The sequence below is a fragment of the Gleimia hominis genome, from assembly GCF_002871945.2.
In the GTDB taxonomy this organism is placed as follows: domain Bacteria; phylum Actinomycetota; class Actinomycetes; order Actinomycetales; family Actinomycetaceae; genus Gleimia; species Gleimia hominis_A.
On record NZ_CP126963.1, the window covers coordinates 1,547,937 to 1,564,141 of the forward strand.

At 59.7% G+C, this 16,205-nt stretch carries 17 protein-coding genes; 8 read left to right on the top strand and 9 right to left on the bottom strand.

Going from position 1 to position 16,205, the window contains the following annotated elements:
• Positions 1-50: 50 nt before the first annotated feature.
• Positions 51-1,124, top strand: a complete 1,074-nt coding sequence (mgrA, locus tag CJ187_RS06860; RefSeq protein WP_102216844.1) for an L-glyceraldehyde 3-phosphate reductase — start codon at positions 51-53, stop codon at positions 1,122-1,124.
• 106 nt (positions 1,125-1,230) lie between these two features.
• Here the strand turns inward: mgrA and CJ187_RS06865 are convergent, their stop codons facing one another.
• A complete protein-coding gene (locus CJ187_RS06865; RefSeq protein ID WP_102216845.1) occupies positions 1,231-2,178 on the bottom strand; it encodes a phosphatase PAP2 family protein in 948 nt (315 codons plus the stop codon).
• Between the two features lie 148 nt (positions 2,179-2,326).
• Between CJ187_RS06865 and CJ187_RS06870 the strand changes: the two genes are divergently transcribed.
• Complete coding sequence (locus tag CJ187_RS06870; protein ID WP_102216846.1) at positions 2,327-3,694, top strand: hypothetical protein; 1,368 nt, start codon at positions 2,327-2,329, stop codon at positions 3,692-3,694.
• Positions 3,681-6,137 carry a DEAD/DEAH box helicase gene (locus CJ187_RS06875; RefSeq protein WP_199171106.1) on the top strand — a complete coding sequence of 819 codons (2,457 nt, stop codon included), beginning with the start codon at positions 3,681-3,683 and terminating at the stop codon, positions 6,135-6,137. Before CJ187_RS06870 ends, CJ187_RS06875 begins: the two co-directional genes overlap by 14 nt.
• A 239-nt stretch (positions 6,138-6,376) precedes the next feature.
• On the opposite strand, the gene CJ187_RS06880 is transcribed toward CJ187_RS06875, so the two are convergent.
• From CJ187_RS06880 to CJ187_RS06905, 6 genes are all read right to left on the bottom strand, one after another.
• Positions 6,377-6,748, bottom strand: a complete 372-nt coding sequence (locus CJ187_RS06880; protein WP_158237749.1) for an Rv3654c family TadE-like protein — start codon at positions 6,746-6,748, stop codon at positions 6,377-6,379.
• 26 nt (positions 6,749-6,774) lie between these two features.
• Positions 6,775-7,128: a hypothetical protein gene (locus CJ187_RS06885; RefSeq protein WP_158237750.1), complete on the bottom strand. Its 354-nt coding sequence runs from the start codon at positions 7,126-7,128 to the stop codon at positions 6,775-6,777.
• Positions 7,121-7,336 carry a DUF4244 domain-containing protein gene (locus CJ187_RS06890; RefSeq protein ID WP_102216848.1) on the bottom strand — a complete coding sequence of 72 codons (216 nt, stop codon included), beginning with the start codon at positions 7,334-7,336 and terminating at the stop codon, positions 7,121-7,123. The genes CJ187_RS06885 and CJ187_RS06890 overlap by 8 nt, the downstream gene beginning before the upstream one ends.
• Before the next feature lie 283 nt (positions 7,337-7,619).
• Positions 7,620-8,780 (bottom strand): type II secretion system F family protein, encoded by a 1,161-nt coding sequence (locus tag CJ187_RS06895; RefSeq protein WP_102216849.1) that lies wholly within the window; start codon positions 8,778-8,780, stop codon positions 7,620-7,622.
• Positions 8,750-9,907 (bottom strand): TadA family conjugal transfer-associated ATPase, encoded by a 1,158-nt coding sequence (locus CJ187_RS06900; protein ID WP_102216850.1) that lies wholly within the window; start codon positions 9,905-9,907, stop codon positions 8,750-8,752. Before CJ187_RS06900 ends, CJ187_RS06895 begins: the two co-directional genes overlap by 31 nt.
• Complete coding sequence (locus CJ187_RS06905) at positions 9,894-10,823, bottom strand: hypothetical protein (RefSeq protein WP_102216851.1); 930 nt, start codon at positions 10,821-10,823, stop codon at positions 9,894-9,896. Before CJ187_RS06905 ends, CJ187_RS06900 begins: the two co-directional genes overlap by 14 nt.
• A gap of 157 nt (positions 10,824-10,980) precedes the next feature.
• On the opposite strand from CJ187_RS06905, the gene CJ187_RS06910 reads away from it, so the two are divergent.
• The 4 genes from CJ187_RS06910 (at position 10,981) to CJ187_RS06925 (ending at position 14,155) form a co-directional block, all read left to right on the top strand.
• Entirely contained in the window at positions 10,981-11,859 is an 879-nt protein-coding gene (locus CJ187_RS06910; protein WP_102216852.1) for a hypothetical protein, read from the top strand.
• Between the two features lie 89 nt (positions 11,860-11,948).
• Complete coding sequence (locus CJ187_RS06915) at positions 11,949-13,244, top strand: hypothetical protein (RefSeq protein ID WP_102216853.1); 1,296 nt, start codon at positions 11,949-11,951, stop codon at positions 13,242-13,244.
• A gap of 3 nt (positions 13,245-13,247) precedes the next feature.
• The gene (locus CJ187_RS06920) at positions 13,248-13,736 is read left to right on the top strand and encodes an alpha/beta fold hydrolase (protein ID WP_284667298.1); all 489 of its coding nucleotides are present in this window, start codon (positions 13,248-13,250) and stop codon (positions 13,734-13,736) included.
• Positions 13,736-14,155 (top strand): hypothetical protein, encoded by a 420-nt coding sequence (locus tag CJ187_RS06925; protein WP_284667300.1) that lies wholly within the window; start codon positions 13,736-13,738, stop codon positions 14,153-14,155. The genes CJ187_RS06920 and CJ187_RS06925 overlap by 1 nt, the downstream gene beginning before the upstream one ends.
• Positions 14,156-14,257: 102 nt before the next feature.
• Here CJ187_RS06925 and nth read toward each other — a convergent pair whose 3' ends face one another.
• Positions 14,258-14,881 (bottom strand): endonuclease III, encoded by a 624-nt coding sequence (gene nth, locus CJ187_RS06930; protein ID WP_102216855.1) that lies wholly within the window; start codon positions 14,879-14,881, stop codon positions 14,258-14,260.
• A gap of 198 nt (positions 14,882-15,079) precedes the next feature.
• On the opposite strand from nth, the gene CJ187_RS06935 reads away from it, so the two are divergent.
• Positions 15,080-15,757 carry a Crp/Fnr family transcriptional regulator gene (locus CJ187_RS06935; protein WP_102217068.1) on the top strand — a complete coding sequence of 226 codons (678 nt, stop codon included), beginning with the start codon at positions 15,080-15,082 and terminating at the stop codon, positions 15,755-15,757.
• Between the two features lie 227 nt (positions 15,758-15,984).
• On the opposite strand, the gene CJ187_RS06940 is transcribed toward CJ187_RS06935, so the two are convergent.
• Positions 15,985-16,146 carry a DUF4177 domain-containing protein gene (locus tag CJ187_RS06940; RefSeq protein ID WP_102216856.1) on the bottom strand — a complete coding sequence of 54 codons (162 nt, stop codon included), beginning with the start codon at positions 16,144-16,146 and terminating at the stop codon, positions 15,985-15,987.
• Positions 16,147-16,205 lie beyond the last annotated feature (59 nt).

The following is a 16,205-nucleotide window of genomic DNA, read 5'->3' on the forward strand; positions in this document are numbered from 1 at the left end:
TAGTAAAAAGAATAAGAAGTTAAGATGTCGACAAAATAAGGGAGGACTCCATGATTCCACTAACAGAAAGTGCCGATCTCTACAAAGCTTCTGACGATAGGTACGATAAAATGCCCTACCGCCGCCTCGGCACAACCGGGCTGAAACTCCCCGCCATCTCGCTTGGATTTTGGCATAACTTCGGTGACGACAAACCCCTCCAAACTCAACGCGACATCGTCCACTACGCATTCGACCACGGCATCACCCACTTCGACCTGGCGAACAACTACGGGCCCCCACGCGGCTCTGCAGAAAAGAACTTCGGCCGCATCTTCCACGAAGACCTGGCGCACTACCGCGACGAAATCGTGATCTCCACAAAGGCCGGGTGGGACATGCAGCCCGGCCCCTACGGATTCGGGGGCTCACGCAAATACCTACTCGAAAGCCTGAACCAGTCCCTCGACCGCATGGGCCTAGACTACGTGGACATCTTCTACTCCCACCGGCCCGACGCGGACACGGACCTGGAGGAAACCATGCTTGCCCTCCACAGCGCGGTGACGAGTGGGAAAGCCATGTACGTTGGGATCTCCTCTTACTCCGCGGCGGACACGAAACGGGCCCAATCGATTATGCGTGACCTGGGTACCCCCCTGGTGATCCACCAGCCGTCCTACTCTATGCTGAACCGGTGGATTGAAACCGATGAGCTTCTGGAGACCCTCGCGCAAGAAAACATGGGTGCCATCACGTTCTCCCCACTTGCGCAAGGCATGCTCACCGACCGGTACCTAGATGGTATTCCTGAGGATTCCCGCGCAGCAGCAGGGAAATCACTCGACCCCGACTGGCTGTCGGACGCGAACTTGAAACACATTCGCGCACTCAACGACATAGCGAAAGAACGCGGCCAGTCACTCGCCCAGATGGCACTCGCCTGGGTGCTGCGTGAACGCGGTGGTGTCCACGTCGACTCCGCACTCGTGGGAGCCTCGTCCGTGAAACAGTTAGCGAACTCCCTGGGAGCGCTCGAGAACCTCGAGTTCTCAGACGAAGAGATTAAACAGATTGATCAGCACGCCAAAGACTCTGGGATCAACATCTGGAAGAGCGCAACAGAGTCCACCCAAGAGCGGTAAAACTAAACGCGCCCCACTGGGACCCCGCGCACTCGTGTCGGTGCGCATTGCTCTACCGGCTGGAGCGCCCCACCGGGGCGCCGCGCCTTAGTGTTAGTACGGTGCTCTACCGGCTGGGACGCTGGGATTTAGCGTTGGTGCGCCGCGGTTTACTACCCGTATTCCGCGGCGCATTTACGCGTCCGCTTTGCAAATAAGTGATGAACGCAGGCAGAAAAACCACGCTGCTTAGAGCGAACGCAATCAGTTCCACACTCAGCGCAACTGCGGGCCAATGATGGGCCTTCACCGCTTCTTCCACCCATTGGCCGCCCTCAACCGCGTTCACTACCGGCCAGTACAAACTGTTCGCCAACGTCAATAGGCCGAGCAGCACAATCATTAATGCCCCCGAAGCGGTGAGCATCGCAGTTCCCGTAGGGTCGCGTTGCAGCGTCGCTTCTTCTTGAGGTACCAGCACCAGCGCCCACAAGGCCACCACAATTACTGCGCCAACAATATCTGCGGGCCGATGCCACCCCACCCCCATGATCGCGATCGCAACCAGGGCGTTCACCAGGGCGGCGATCAAAGCAACTAGAGACCTAATCCGCTGCTTGCACGCGATGACGAGGGCAAGTGATAAAGACAGTGAAACAGTCATGTGGCCTGAGGGAAACGAGTTCGGTAAGTCCACCCCAATATGTAAGAACGGGCGGGCGATAACCCACGTTTTCAGAACCTGGGTGGTGACGTTCGCGCCCACCACCAGCACCCCCAGACGCAGTGCAAGCGCAGGGCGGCGCACCACCACCGCCACGAGCATCACCAGAACAGTGCCAACCCCAATTGTGATAGGCGACACGGATCGTTGCATAATGGCCGACACCCACCGGAAGCGCGCGCCCGTTGCCGCAACCGTATCTAGCGCCACCTGATCCATGGTTTGCCCCAACTGGCTGCGCACCGCGAACATCGTTAAAGCCACAAGTAGGACTAGCATCAGCACAAACGACGCCACGCGTAGGTTCCGCCGGCCTTGCGCCCTAGAGCGCATTATTTGTGCCATTGTCATTAACCAGATCCTCCTAAAACCCCTCCAACGCGCATAACGCAAGCAACTATTCTAGCCTGAAGAAGGGAGGAAGCCTCCCCTTAGTTGTAACGCTAAACTAGTAACGACATTATTCGAACGACCGAAATTTTCTTGGAAAGGAGTGACGATGGTAAATAAACCCCATCTGAACCTCCACCAACTCCAAGAGTTTCTAAACAGCAGTGTAATCGACCTGCCTTTCAAACCCCACGAAGACGGGTTCGTGTTCGAAGCCTCCCACGCAGTAATCACCATCCGTATCGCCGCCCCGTCCGTACTACAGATCCGCGGGCGCTGGCGTGGGATAGCGCAAGATCCTACTAGTTTTGAGGCACTCGCCCAACAGGTGCGTAAATGCAACCGCATGCACCCGATCCCCAAAGCGTACTTGGAGCACGTGGACCACTACCAGTACCAGTTGTGCGCAGAGGCGAACTCACTGATAACGGACGGCACCACCGGCACGCACATTATTCACACGCTCGAGCGCAACATGCCGCTCATGGTCGCCTTCTTCGCCAACGTGAGCCGCGAACTCGAAGAACCCACCGCCGATGCCGGAACGGGAACCCACGCACCGACGGTAACTACTTTTGGGACAGACACCCCCTCAGGAAAATGGCACGAAACCAACCCGAGTGGAGGAGAAGTCAACCAGGCTCTGGGACAAACTTGCCCGCTCCAAAGAGGAACAGTTGGAACGGAACCGGGCGCCGAGGAAACGATCGAAACGGAACCGTGTGGCGAGGAAACAATCGGAACGGAACCGGGCGCCGGCATGATGAACGCGGGAATAGGTGAAGTTTCCAAGAGCGCGCGCATCTACCCCGTGCCGAACTTGCGGGTCGAACAACGGAACCCCCACGCGCGGGGTCGGGTAGAACAATCCAATCCCCGCACGCAGGGTCGGGCCGAACAACCCAACCCCCACGCGAGGGGTCGGGTCGAACAACGGAACTCACACGCGCGGGGGCGGGCCAACCCGCAGGTAGTCACGGAACAAACTCGCACGCCCGTAACCCTCGCGCGCATAAGCCACGCCGCCGAAGACCTCGGAGGCCTATTTACCCTAATCGGACCCAACATCGGATGCGTCGAGTTGAACGGTTCCTCATTCGCGATCTCCCTGTGCCCCGCCACCAACTTCATGTCAATGCGCCTGGTGTGGCACACCGGGCTCGCGCCCGCAGAAAAATACGAACCCGCGATCTTCACCAGCGCAGACGCGTGGAACCGTAAAGAATTCTTCCCAACCGTCTACACGTGCCCCAACGAAAACGGTGTCAAAGTAGTGGCGAACTACGTGGCGGACGTGGGTGTGGAAATGACTAACTCGCAACTGCAAACCCACCTGGTGGTCGGCATGTCACAAACCTACGAAGCCATCGACTTCGTCCGCAACACGGTGTGGTGGGTGTTTAAAAAAGACCGGGCACAAAGCCACGGGTGGATGGGAACTTGCGAAATCGGAGACACCGAACATGGCTGCTGCTGAACAGCGGCCCGGACGCGACGACATCCTACAGGTACTCACCCGCATCGCGGCCGGTTCTGACCGTCTGATCACCGCGATTCACGTTCCTCAACGCGACGGGCAGGCGCAGCCGTGGCCCACGTGGGTGCACCCAAAGGTACGCAACCGGTTCGAAACCCGCGGTATCGCAAAACCGTGGGCCCACCAAGTAAAGGGCATGGACGCCGTGTGGAACGGCCGCCACACCGTGGTCGCAACGGGCACGGGATCAGGTAAATCCATGGTTGCGTGGGCACCGATTCTGAGCGCGGTCGAACAGGGGGATTCCACGCGCCTATCCGCACTGCACGCCCGTCCATCGGCCCTGTACTTAGCGCCTACGAAAGCGCTCGCGGCCGACCAGATGCATTCTTTGCACGCGCTTGCCGGTAACCAGCTGGCGGCCCGCATTGGGCTTGCGGATGGGGATACGGCTGCGGAGGCGAAAGACTGGGCGCGAGCCCAAGCGGACATCGTGTTAACAAACCCCGATTACCTGCACCACGTGCTACTGCCCGGCCATGAACGGTGGACGCGTTTGCTTGCCCGGTTGCGTTACATTGTGGTGGACGAAATGCATTACTGGCGAGGTGTTCTGGGGTCGCATATCGCGATGGTTCTGCGCCGACTGCTACGACTCGCCCGCCATTTAGGTGCACAACCGGTGGTCGTTTTCCTGTCCGCCACCGTCGCGGAGCCAGCAGATGCGGCGGCGCGTTTAATTGGGGTTTCTTCCGATCAGATTACCTGCGTGGATGAGGACACTTCCCCCGCTGGTTCGCACGATTTAGTTTTGTGGCAGGGCGCGCAGCAGATGCTGGATGAAGTTCCGATTGAAGAGTACCTGCGTGCCGTTGCCGCGGCGCAGGACGGCACGGGCGTTATGCGCGGTGAGTTCCAACGCCGTTCCGCCACGTCTGAAGCCGCTGTTCTGGTGAGTGCCCTGGTGGAGCGGGGCGTTCGCCTATTGGCTTTTGTGCGTTCGCGCGGGGCGGCGGAAACGCTGGCGGCACAGGCGGGGGAGCAGTTAGCAGCCCGCGGGTGTGGGTTTCAGGTGGCGGCTTACCGGGGTGGTTTTTTGCCTGAGGAACGCAGGGAACTCGAACAGTCTTTACGCACCGGTTCCCTGCGGGCCTTGGCGACGACGAATGCGCTTGAGTTAGGGATTGATATTTCTGGGTTGGATGCGACCATCACCGCTGGTTGGCCTGGGACCCGCGCGTCCATGTGGCAGCAGGTGGGGCGTGCGGGTCGCTCCGGTGACGCGGGGGTTTCCGTGTTGATTGCGTCCGATAATCCCCTGGATTCTTTTTTGGTTCACCACCCGCAGATGCTGTTGGAGCAGGTGGAGGCGTCTACGTTTGACCCCGCTAACCCGTTTGTGCTTGGCCCGCATTTGTGTGCGGCTGCGGCCGAGTTGGCGTTGACACCGGCTGATGCGCAGCTGTTTGGTCTGCCGGACGTGTCGTATTTTGAACAGTTAGCGGCTCATGGGTATTTGCGGCGTCGCCCGGCGGGTTGGTTTTGGAATGTGGCGTTGCCGATGCGGCCGTCGGATTTGACGGACATCCGCGGGTCTGCTGGGGAGGTGCAGGTTGTGGATGAGTCCACGGGGTCGGTGATTGGCACTGTGAATGCAGATCAGGCGCATTCGCAGGTGCATCCGGGGGCGATTTATGTGCATCAGGGGCGGACGTATCAGGTTAGTGAGCTCACCCGAGTGCCGGCCACCCCGGGGGCATCTGGTTCGTCTGCCGGTACTGGTGGGGGCCGGGTTGCGTTGGTGAATCCGGTGACGACCCGGTTGCGTACGCGTCCGACTGTGCATCAGAGCGTGGAGATTTTGAGTGAGGCAGACAGTTGGGTGAGTGCGGACGGGGCGGTTCGTTGGTGTGTTGGTGATGTTGAGGTTACGAGCCAGGTCACTGATTTTGACACGCTGCGCCTGCCGGGGTTGCAGTTTGTGACTAATACTGCGTTAGCACTACCTGCGGATACGCTGCGGACCGTGGCGGTTTGGTGGGAGATTGATTCTGAGGCTGTGCGCGCGGCGGGGGTTGCGGATCGGGCTTTACCTGGGGCGCTGCATGCTGCTGAGCATGCGTCGATTGGGATTTTACCGTTGTTAGCTACGTGTGACCGGTGGGATTTAGGGGGTTTGTCAACTGCGGAGCATGAGCAGACGCATGCGCCCACTGTTTTTGTTCACGATGGTTACCCGGGTGGCGCTGGGTTCGCTAACCACGGTTGGTTGCATGCCCGCCAGTGGGTTGAGGCGACGCTGGATGTGGTCGCCACGTGTGAATGTGAGGCCGGTTGTCCGCGCTGCATCCAATCCCCTAAGTGCGGTAACGGTAACGAGCCACTATCTAAACCTGGTGCGTTAGCTCTGTTGCGTTTCTTAGTGCAGCACTGCCCCGAGTGAGTGCGCGCGTTTTGTTTTTGTGCGAGTCGTATCAAACACGCGGTTTTGTGCCCCGTCACGGTGCGACTGGTGCGCGGTGGGTTTTGCTGGGGAATTAGGTGAGGATTCCACCCCAGCTCTCCCTTCCAGGATGGAATCCCCATGGACGCAAATGTTTATGGCACTGCGTCTGAAAAGAATTTATCATCACTAGCCCCTCGCGGTGATTTAAGGGTGCGCACACACCGGGTTCCCCTACTCTACTGAAAGCCTGTTTGCGCTGGTAAACCGGCTTTTGCGCGCACTGTTATGGGGACTGTTTGGCCGAGTACCTCAAAGGTCCGCGCCCCGGTTAACCACACGTCATTTCCGTCACTGACACATTTCGTAAGTGCGATTTGGTTTCGGCTGGCGATAGTTTGCCCACGCGCACACTCGTCACCGCGCCCACTGAGCATGGCGTCGGCCGCCGCGAGCGCCGCCATGTCTATACCTGCGCGTGCTTTCGTTTTCACCGCGTACATCATGGCGGTCGCAACCACCAGCCCTCCTATTATGAGGACCACGAGGATCACCGCGAGCGCGTAGACCGTCCCCGACCCAGCTTCCGAGTTATCAGTTTTGCCGCTCACGGTTCTGCCCTCCTCAGCTCTGCCGCTCACGGTTCCGGATCCTCTTTGGAGGAAACGACTTCGCAGCGCGCGGGCACGACTGCCACGAACGCGTGAGATGCGGTGGCTATCGCCACGTACGTGTCTGCTTGTTGAGCGATTGTTACGGAAGTGGGGCGGGAGACGGATCCGCGTCCCATTTGCGCGGCAGCGGCAGTGGTTTGCCCGATGGAGGCTTCCCGCGCCGCGGTGCGAGCAACTTGACAGGCGTCAGCTTTGGCTAATCCGACGGTTGCGGCGCCTAATACTAGTGCTAATACTGCGAGGATAGCGGGGATAGTGACTGCAGTTTCGGCACTCACCATCCCCTGCTCTCCTCTGTCTGAGTAGACGTTATACATTAAGGGCCTTCGAGATAATGCCCTCGAGCAGACCCTGCACGCTCCCGGATTTCACGACCGCCAGCAGGAGCCCCGCAAAGGCGACCGCCGCGATAATACCCACGGCGTATTCCGCGGTGACCATCCCCGCTTCGTCATCATCCAAGTGGTGCACTATCGGCACTAGTGCAGCATCTTGCTGCTCGGTAATTTGCTTGTTAATACGCATGGTTTTACCTTTCTGTTTTGTGTGTTCTTGCGTGTGTGCCTGGTAATCCCGATATCTTCACCAGTCCTGTTTGGTTATCGAGATGGTTTTATTGTTTCGAGTTTCCAAACAGTAGGTCCGCGCGGTTTGCTCCGCAGTGGACTCTTGAGGTCGTGCATAACTCTTGTCCACAGGCAGTTTGTAAGCGTGCCTCAAACTGATTGCAGCGGTTTTTGCCAAAACTATAGGACAGCTATGGGACCCTCTTAGGCTTTGTGCGACAAAATGGGTGCAAAGGCGGTGTTTACACTGCTGTGAACAGCATGATCACGATTGGCACCACCCCTATGCACACGAAAGCGGGCAGTAGGCACAGGCCGAGGGGAAGCACGAGTTTTACTCCCAGCTGCTGGGCTTGCTCTTGGGTTTGCGTCAACCGGTTTTTTCGTATCGCCTGCGCCGCCAGAGTTAAGAGTTGCATTGGGGATGCACCAGCGGACCAGGCGGGCCACAGGGCATCGCAAATTTTTGCGTGATACTCATGAGGCGTTGGCATCTGCGTGCGGGGAGATCCTAACCGCAGCAGCGTCCCCATGTGGCTAAGTGGTGGATCTGCGCATGCGCGCGCAACGGTTTCCAATGCGTGGGGGATGGATGAGCCGACCCGCAGTGCCGATGCGAGCAAGTTGATTTCTATCACCGGATCCACGCCCTCAGAGTTGGTCTGCGCCGCGGCCAGCACCATTTTGCGCGTCCACCGGTGCCCGGCGATCCACAGCACGATTCCCAGTGCTAACGCGAGGGAACCTGCGGCGCCGTCGAAGAGTATGCCAGGCAGGTCAGCGCCCAGTAACCAGGCGGCTGCCAACCCCAGCGCGGGGAGCCACAGGAGGAGCCGCGCACTCAACCGCGGACCTGCCTGAGCCACGCGCCGCGCCCGATCTGCCACTTTCGCGTCTTCAATGCCCTCAAGTACGACTTCAAGAGTCTGCGCCAACGGGGTACCTAAATCGTGGCTTAACTGGCACGCCGCCACGATGGAACTGCGGTAGGGTGCGAACGCGGCGTGGTTACGCACTAGCTCAGGTACGCCCAGGTCGTCTACACTCGCCGCGACACTCATCGCGAACCCACCCTTGGCCCGGGTCCTGTTTCGCTGCGCCCCCGATTGCGCACTGTTTCTCCAAGCCCCCACACGCACTTGCGCTTGCGTGCCCGCGAGCGCTCCCGCCCAGGCGTCTGAGGTTGACAGGCCGCATTTCAAGCGCGAAACCACGTGGGCAAGCAGGACCGCTGGGTCGTCAATAGCCTGCGGTTGCACACTCGTTTTGGGCCGATCCCACCAGTAAGCGCGGAAACGCCGCGCCCGCATAACCTCAAAGGAAACGGCACTCACACTCACCACTGAGGTTAGGGCGAGGCTGAGCACGAGCATCATGTCAAAATCCGTTTCAACTGCTGCCACGCCTCATCTTTTCGCCCCATTGTGAGCGCTGGAATGGCCTGTAACGGCAAGTGTGGTTCGAACACGGACACCTGTGCGACTTTGCGCCCCTCCGGAGTTCTTTCCACGTGAATCACCGCGTCAAAAGCGGCAACTGCCTGCCTGTACACCGCGTCCTCCGTCAACCCGGCAAGAGCCCCCAGGGCCGCGAGGCGCGCCGGCACATCCGCGGGATCGTTGGCGTGAAGCGTAACCCAGCCACCCTCATGCCCCGTGTTTAACGCCGCCATCACTTCGCGTATCTCCGCGCCGCGGCACTCACCCAGAACAATCCGGTCCGGACGCATACGCAACGCCGCGCGCACCAGTTCTGTTAACGAAATCGCGCCCTGCCCCTGCACGTTTGCGTTCCGAGAAGTCAAACTAACCACGTGCGGGTGGTGGGGAGCTAACTCCGGGACGTCTTCGATACAGATGATCCGTTGATCGGCGGGCACCAGGCTGAGGATTGCAGACAATAGTGTGGTTTTTCCACTGCCGGTAGCGCCCGTGAGGATCACGCAGGCACGGGCTTTAACCAGCTGCTCAATGGTTTGAGCGGTGAGGGGATCCACCGTGTTGTTTGCAATAAGCTCTCGCATAGTGAAACTGCGAGGGCGTTTGGTGCGCAGAGAAATCACAGGCCCACCCTGAGCCGGTGGTGACAAGACCGCGTGCAGCCGCGTTCCATCCGGCAGCGTCCCATCCGCGATTGGAGCAGCGTCATCTAAACGAACCCCTGCAGCCGCAGCCATCCGCACGGCCAGTGCCCGCACATCCATAGCGCGCGGGAGCTGCCCAGCTGGTTCTAACTTACCGCCGCGTTCCACCCACACTCCCGCGGGGTTAACGAGCACGTCCGTGACCGCCGGTTCAGCTAGCAGCCGCAGCAAGAACGGATCTGGGCCCGCAAGGCTAGCATTCACCTGCGCAAGTTCTTGCAAGAGTTGACGGGTGGAGGCCAGCCGAGCCATCCCCTCATCTACCGCACCGGCCGCGCAGGTTACATCTGCCTCGTACCCGTCAGCCCCACCAGCTGATTCAACTGCGCGCCTGTTACCTGCGCTCTTGCGGCGCGCTAACGCTTGTCTAACTTCACGGATTCCCATCAGTGGTCTCCTGCGCCACATAGCGTCGATACATTGCGGTCGAACGCGTAACCGCTGCGGTTAGTGCTCCGTGTTTTCGGCCCACGCGCCGTACTTTCCACGGCCCCACCACGGCGTGCACGCGGTGTCCAGCTAACCGTTCCAGTGCGCTGCGGGTCCGCGTCGGATCGCGCGAAACCAGGCAGATCAATGGATCTAAGGCAGGCAGTGCCCGCAGCAACTCGGGCCGCATAACTCCCGCGTCAATCACCAGTGGCATCGCAGCCGTCACACCCCGTACCCACCGGCTAAAACCAGTATCTGTTAGTTGCGGCGGCGCCTGTGATTGCGTGCCCACCACCGCGATCCGCCGGTTCCGTATCCGACCCGGTAGAGGCGGGGAATCGAACTGGACTTCGCGACTCGCAACATACTCAATTTCCTTATCTACCCGCCCTACCCGCGCGGCGAAAGCCGGATCATCACTGCAGTCCACTATCGCTAGCGGCCCCGTCAAATACGCTGCCTCGGCAGCAACCCGAGTGGTTCCCGCCCGCCCGTGCGCACCCACCACAACCAGTGGGTGCCGGTTCCCCGCCCCGTGCTGACGCGTTAACAGTGTCAGGAACTGTTCTTCCTCCCCGGGAAGTTGCACGTCCACACCCAGGCGGATAATCCGCTGCGGAACCGCGGGCTCAGCTGAAGGTGCTGACGTTGCCCCTGTCTCTGCTGAAAGTACAGTAGTTGCACACGCCTCGGCTGAAGGTGCAAGAGCTGCACCTGCCTCGAAAGTAGCAGCATGTGGTTCTTTACCATCAGTTATGAGCGTGTATGGCTCACTCGCCTGCGCGCGTTCAACTACGCGTTCACCCGCGAGCGTTACCAACGCTTCCACCTGATCTCGTTTGGGCGCCCCAACTTCTACAACCACGTTCATGCGTCCACTCAACCACCCGCCGCAAGTTTTTGAGATGTGGGTTTTAGGTGTTTGAGGAACCGCGTGGGTGTGGACAGATAGTTTCCACAGGCGCCGCAGTCCAGTGAAGACCAACCGGAGGTTTCCTCGGCTCGAAAGCTTGGCATAAGCTGAACACATGAGCAAAACTAGCGCCACGCAATGGGGGGAATCCAGGTTCCTGTTCAACCCCACCGAACCCGTGCGCCCAGCGATCATCGTTACGCTTAGTTTTGTTCTAGCGCCCGCTGCGCTCCTACTACTCTTCACCTCCGTGGGGCGGCTGCTAAACGCCGGCGCGGGCGGCACTCCCTTAGCGTCCCCCACCGGTCAGCTAGGGGTACTGGGCAGCGCTATCCTACTGCTCCTCATTGCGCACACTGTGCGGTGGTCTAACGCCGGGATGGCGGTGCTAACGATCTGGTCCGCGGCCCTCACCCTCATCTATGCCGCCCAATGCCTACTGGGCGCCAGCTCGTGCACGCAAGCGCTCACGCGCTGGACCCAACTGCCTTTATACGCGTGCAGCATCTGCGTGGGGGTAACGCTCATGACCAAGTACATGACTACCCGCGCCCCGCAACCCAACCCGCGAATCCCCGCCTGGCTGGCGTTCACCTGCGCGTTCGTCCTGTCCGGAGCCATTATCGGCATGCTCTACGTCCTCGCACCCCGCAATGTGGACGCCATCCGCCTTGGGGACGCGTCGCTACTGCCCGCCCGCACCAGCGGTGAAGTTGCACTGATCGTCCTCACCTGCCTGGGTGCAATGGCATTAGCCTTCCTGGCGAACATTTCGGTTGGGGCCGTGCAGGCAGCCGCGTGGATTTTCTTCCTCATCCCCGGGTTAATCGTGGTGCCAACCGTGACGACCCTAACGGACGTGACCGCCACCCCGAATAACAGTGCCATAATTGCCTGGCAAATGACGATGCCCGTGTGTGCCACCATTGGTGTGCTACTAGCCACCACCACACACGCCATCGCCCTTGCCCACACCCCACAAACCAGTGGATGACATGAGGTCAAAGTGTCTTGTGCGGGCGTGCCAAAACGACAATCACTGCACATGCCACTAGCGTGGAATCATATATTGAGGAGGTTCCTATGAGTGATCCGAACGCTAAACACCCTGAACATGATGATGCCCCCACGTGGGGACTAGCCCCCAACGACACCGATCAGACAGACACGCATTCAGATCTGATCACCCCGTCAGCAGACGATGAGATCCCCCAAACACGCACCTCCTCACCGGGCTCACAGTCCTCCATGCCAGCCTCACAGTCCCCTACGGAAGGTACCAACCCGGTTGACACCGCTGCTGACCATACCGGCACCTCCATTCCACACTCCAACCCCCAAACGGACGAAACACTGCCCGCAACCGGAGGTGGTATCCCTCAAGATGTCTTGGCGCGGCGGCTCGCAGACGAGGAACCTCCCGAAGTTGAACCCGAAGAACCTGAGGAACCCCGGCCCCTCGTCTACTCCCAAGACCCGCACGAACTAGACTTGGACGAACCCGCCACCCAAGATCTGCACGCAGACGTAGAAACTGACGCGCGAAACACGCACGCAGAGGAGTCAGCGGGAACGCAGTCAGACGCGAACGCGGATAAGCAGATGCACGCCCCGGATACAGGGTCTGCAGAGGACAACGAAGAACTCGCCGTAGACGGGGAGGACGAGGATGACGACCTGGAGTCCACCAAAGTGCGCCGCCAGTCCCTACTCAAAGTAGACCCGGAACCGCAACCGCAAGACACTCCCGGCACCACCGCGTGGCACCCCCGCCGCTTCCCTGAAGAAGAAGCGGAATACTCCCTGTTTGACGAAGCTTCCGTGGTTCCCGAACTGCCATCGCGCGTGGGAGCACGCGTACTCTCGTTCTTCCTGTACCTAATCGGCTTACCACTCGCGTGGTACCTCCTGTCTGACGCCGCAGCCCGCTTTACCCTAGCGCCCGGCAACGCGATGGACAGCGGCCACATTAACCCCGCGGCCCTCATCGAATTCGCCGGCGGTGGCATAGTGGTCATCGTGCTCGCCTGCCTGTGCATCCGCTCCTCACTGGGAGCACTCATCGGTGGTGTCATCATGATGGCCGGAGGTCTCCTCCCCCTCGCCGTACCTGCCCTTACCAGTAACTACCTGCAACGCGCACAATCGTGGCTGGAATCATGGAACGCGTTCGGCGCAAACGTGTCCCACCACCTGCAATACACGGGTTTCAGCGGCACCATCTTCACCGCCGGGCTAATCACGTTCCTCCTCGGCCTCATCGCGATCCTCGCGCGCCGCGACGGACGCAACGAACAGCAGATCCGCACGCAAATCGAACAGATCTCACCCACAACCCTCAACAAAGGCCACGGCCACAAGAATGAGGAGAAAAAGTAGGCAGTGACCTCCAAGTTTTCAAAACGACCGGCCATGTCCAACACGATGGGCCGGTCGTTACTCATGCCCTCCGGCCCCTGGTCCCACCGAACCGTCAACGCGGCGGGCGTAAACTTCCACGTCGCCATTCACGGGCCCGAAGACGGCACGCCCGTCCTGCTGCTCCACAGCTTTCCGCGCACGTGGCTGTCTTGGAAACACACGCTCGTTAGCCTCGGAGACGCCAACTGGCGGGCAATCGCCATGGACCTGCGCGGATTCGGTAACTCCGACCTGCAACCCCACGGGCAAGACCCGCTGCGCATGTCCGCAGACATCTCCGCCGTAATCAGCGCCCTCGGCTACACCAACGCGCACGTAATCGGCGCGGGCCTGGGGGAATTCTCGGCTGGATCCTCGCGGCCACCACGCCCAAACGCGTGCGCTCCCTCATGTCCGTGTGTAGCCCCCACCCGCTGTGCGCCACCACGCTTAACCACCCGCCAGCGGTGATGAAGCTTCTTGCCCTTACGCGCGCCCCGTACCTCAACCGGGCGCTACTGAAATCAGGCAGACTTATTGATATGGGCGCGCAAACGCTGTGCGCCCCCGGCAGTCACTTCCCCCTGGACCCGTACCGCTACGCGTTCTCTCGCCCCTTCGCAGCAGAAACCGCGTTGGAGGCCACGATCCGTGCGCACGCGCTCACACACAAAACCCGATCACGAATCGACACTACAATCGACCGGCCCGTATCCACCGTCATGGCGCGCGAAGATCCCCTGCATACGCGGGCCGCTTACCTGCGAGACCAACAGTGGGTACAAGATCCGATTCAAACGTTTGAGGTTCCGGGGGGCCACTACGCCACCGAGGAAGCACCGGTGGAAGTCACCAAAGCCGTGTTCAAACACCTCGAACCGTACGCGTGAACACCGCTGCCATCAGATGGCGGCGGATGAGTACGAATGGGCTGAAGCTTCCGTAGGCGGGCGAAGGCGAGGCCAGACTTCCGTAGGCGTGCGCGAGCGCGGTCAGACGCTGGCGGATGGGCATAGTTGCGCCAGTTCGCAGTGCCCACAATCGGGTTGGCGCGAATGGCACACGCGCCGACCGTGCTCAATTAACCGGTGGCACAGAACTGTCCAATCCGCATCCGGCAGAACCCGGACAATATCTTTTTCCACAGCCAGCGGGGCTTTGTGTTTACTCCACCCCAGGCGGCGCGCTAACCGTCCCACGTGCGTGTCCACAGTTATTGCCCGCACCCCAAACGCATTGCCCATCACCACGTGCGCGGTTTTACGACCCACCCCCGGCAGGGATTCCAGTTGCTTACGTTCACGCGGTACCTCACCGTTAAAACTATTTTCCAAAGCTGCCCCTAACCGTACTAACTGGCTACTGCGACGGTTTTGGAACCCAAGTGGGCGAACAATGCGCGCAACCGCATCCGGATCCGCATTCGCTAAATCTGTGGGCGTGGGATAGCGGTCAAACAGCTGCGGGGTAACCGTGTTAACCCGCGCGTCCGTGGTTTGCGCCGAAAGCACAGTAGCCACCAGCAGTTCGTAAGCGTTACGGTGCACTAGCGCGCAGTGCGCATCGGGATACAGGTGAGCCAACTTTTTTGCAACAGCAGGGGCGTTCGTGTGCATACCCGCCAGCCTAGCTCAAAACCACAAACTTAAAACAACGGGTTGGAAACCGCAGGTTTGGAACCACGCAGCAGTCAGATTGATAGCTTCAACTGCATTTTATGTATAAACTTGTTAAAGGCATCACAAGAGATTTCAGAGCGCGGCTCAGTCGCGCGCAGTCACAACACCGTTTACAGCGGAGATGGAAGGGAAATCGTGGAGAGTAACTACATCAGTCAGGTCCCACTGTTCGATGGTTTAGACGAACAGCAGCAGACTTCACTGCGTCAGCGGATGGGACAAACAACGCTGCGTCGCGGTGAGGTCCTATTCGAAGAAGGCGACCAAGGCAACCGCCTGTACATCATCACGGAAGGCAAGATTAAGCTGGGCCATACCTCGCTCGATGGGCGGGAGAATCTGCTGGCAGTGCTTGGGCCGGGTGAGATTATTGGCGAACTAACCCTCTTTGACCCGGGTGCGCGCACCGCTTCAGCAACCGCTGTTTCCCCGGTGACGCTCCTGTACTTGGAGCACTCGGACCTCGTGGAAATTCTGGACACGAACCCGACGATGGCGCGGCACATGCTGCGTTCACTGGCGCGTCGTCTGCGTCGCACCAACGAGTCACTTGCCGACCTGGTGTTCTCGGACGTACCCGGCCGCGTCGCCAAAGCCCTGCTGGACCTGGCGGACCGGTTCGGCACTCAAACTGACCACGGCGTGCACGTCCCTCACGACCTCACGCAAGAGGAACTGGCGCAGCTCGTGGGTGCCTCACGCGAAACTGTTAACAAGTCTTTAGCAGACTTCGTTTCTCGCGGCTGGATCCAGCTCGAAGGCCGCGCGGTAACACTACTGGACTTGGATCGGCTCGCCCGCCGCGCCCGGTAGCACGCCACCTGCGGTAATAGTGCGCGCACAGATACCGCAGTTTTAAACACTTTGAGGCCCCAGCACTGCTGGGGCCTCAACGCAATTATTTAACTAGTGTTTCCATGAACTTGAACGCACGCCAAAAACAACTAACGTTGCCGCGAGCCTAGCCGCACGCCGGAACTAACTAGCGTTGCTTCGAGCTTAAACTCCCGAGGGAACTAACTAGTCTTATTTCGAAGTCGCTAGTCTTGCTTGGGGCGTTTGAGGTACGCCACAAGACTTTCGGGGTTAGCGGGTGCGGGAACGACCTGCACGAGTTCCCACCCGTCTTCGCCCCACTGATCCAGAATCTGTTTTGTACTGTGCACCAGCAACGGTATCGTTGCGTATTCCCATTTCTGCATGTAACCCATCCTAAGCTACAAATCCGCGCAGTTGAACCCCACCACCAGAAGTTGACCCC

What these genes read in the sequence shown, in the direction of transcription:
- mgrA (WP_102216844.1), top strand. Translation starts at nt 51, where the DNA reads ATGATTCCACTAACAGAAAGTGCCGATCTCTACAAAGCTTCTGACGAT.
- CJ187_RS06865 (WP_102216845.1), bottom strand. Translation starts at nt 2,178, where the DNA reads ATGACAATGGCACAAATAATGCGCTCTAGGGCGCAAGGCCGGCGGAAC.
- CJ187_RS06870 (WP_102216846.1), top strand. Translation starts at nt 2,327, where the DNA reads ATGGTAAATAAACCCCATCTGAACCTCCACCAACTCCAAGAGTTTCTA.
- CJ187_RS06875 (WP_199171106.1), top strand. Translation starts at nt 3,681, where the DNA reads ATGGCTGCTGCTGAACAGCGGCCCGGACGCGACGACATCCTACAGGTA.
- CJ187_RS06885 (WP_158237750.1), bottom strand. Translation starts at nt 7,128, where the DNA reads ATGTATAACGTCTACTCAGACAGAGGAGAGCAGGGGATGGTGAGTGCC.
- CJ187_RS06890 (WP_102216848.1), bottom strand. Translation starts at nt 7,336, where the DNA reads ATGCGTATTAACAAGCAAATTACCGAGCAGCAAGATGCTGCACTAGTG.
- CJ187_RS06900 (WP_102216850.1), bottom strand. Translation starts at nt 9,907, where the DNA reads ATGGGAATCCGTGAAGTTAGACAAGCGTTAGCGCGCCGCAAGAGCGCA.
- CJ187_RS06905 (WP_102216851.1), bottom strand. Translation starts at nt 10,823, where the DNA reads ATGAACGTGGTTGTAGAAGTTGGGGCGCCCAAACGAGATCAGGTGGAA.
- CJ187_RS06910 (WP_102216852.1), top strand. Translation starts at nt 10,981, where the DNA reads ATGAGCAAAACTAGCGCCACGCAATGGGGGGAATCCAGGTTCCTGTTC.
- CJ187_RS06915 (WP_102216853.1), top strand. Translation starts at nt 11,949, where the DNA reads ATGAGTGATCCGAACGCTAAACACCCTGAACATGATGATGCCCCCACG.
- CJ187_RS06925 (WP_284667300.1), top strand. Translation starts at nt 13,736, where the DNA reads ATGAAGCTTCTTGCCCTTACGCGCGCCCCGTACCTCAACCGGGCGCTA.
- nth (WP_102216855.1), bottom strand. Translation starts at nt 14,881, where the DNA reads ATGCACACGAACGCCCCTGCTGTTGCAAAAAAGTTGGCTCACCTGTAT.
- CJ187_RS06940 (WP_102216856.1), bottom strand. Translation starts at nt 16,146, where the DNA reads ATGCAGAAATGGGAATACGCAACGATACCGTTGCTGGTGCACAGTACA.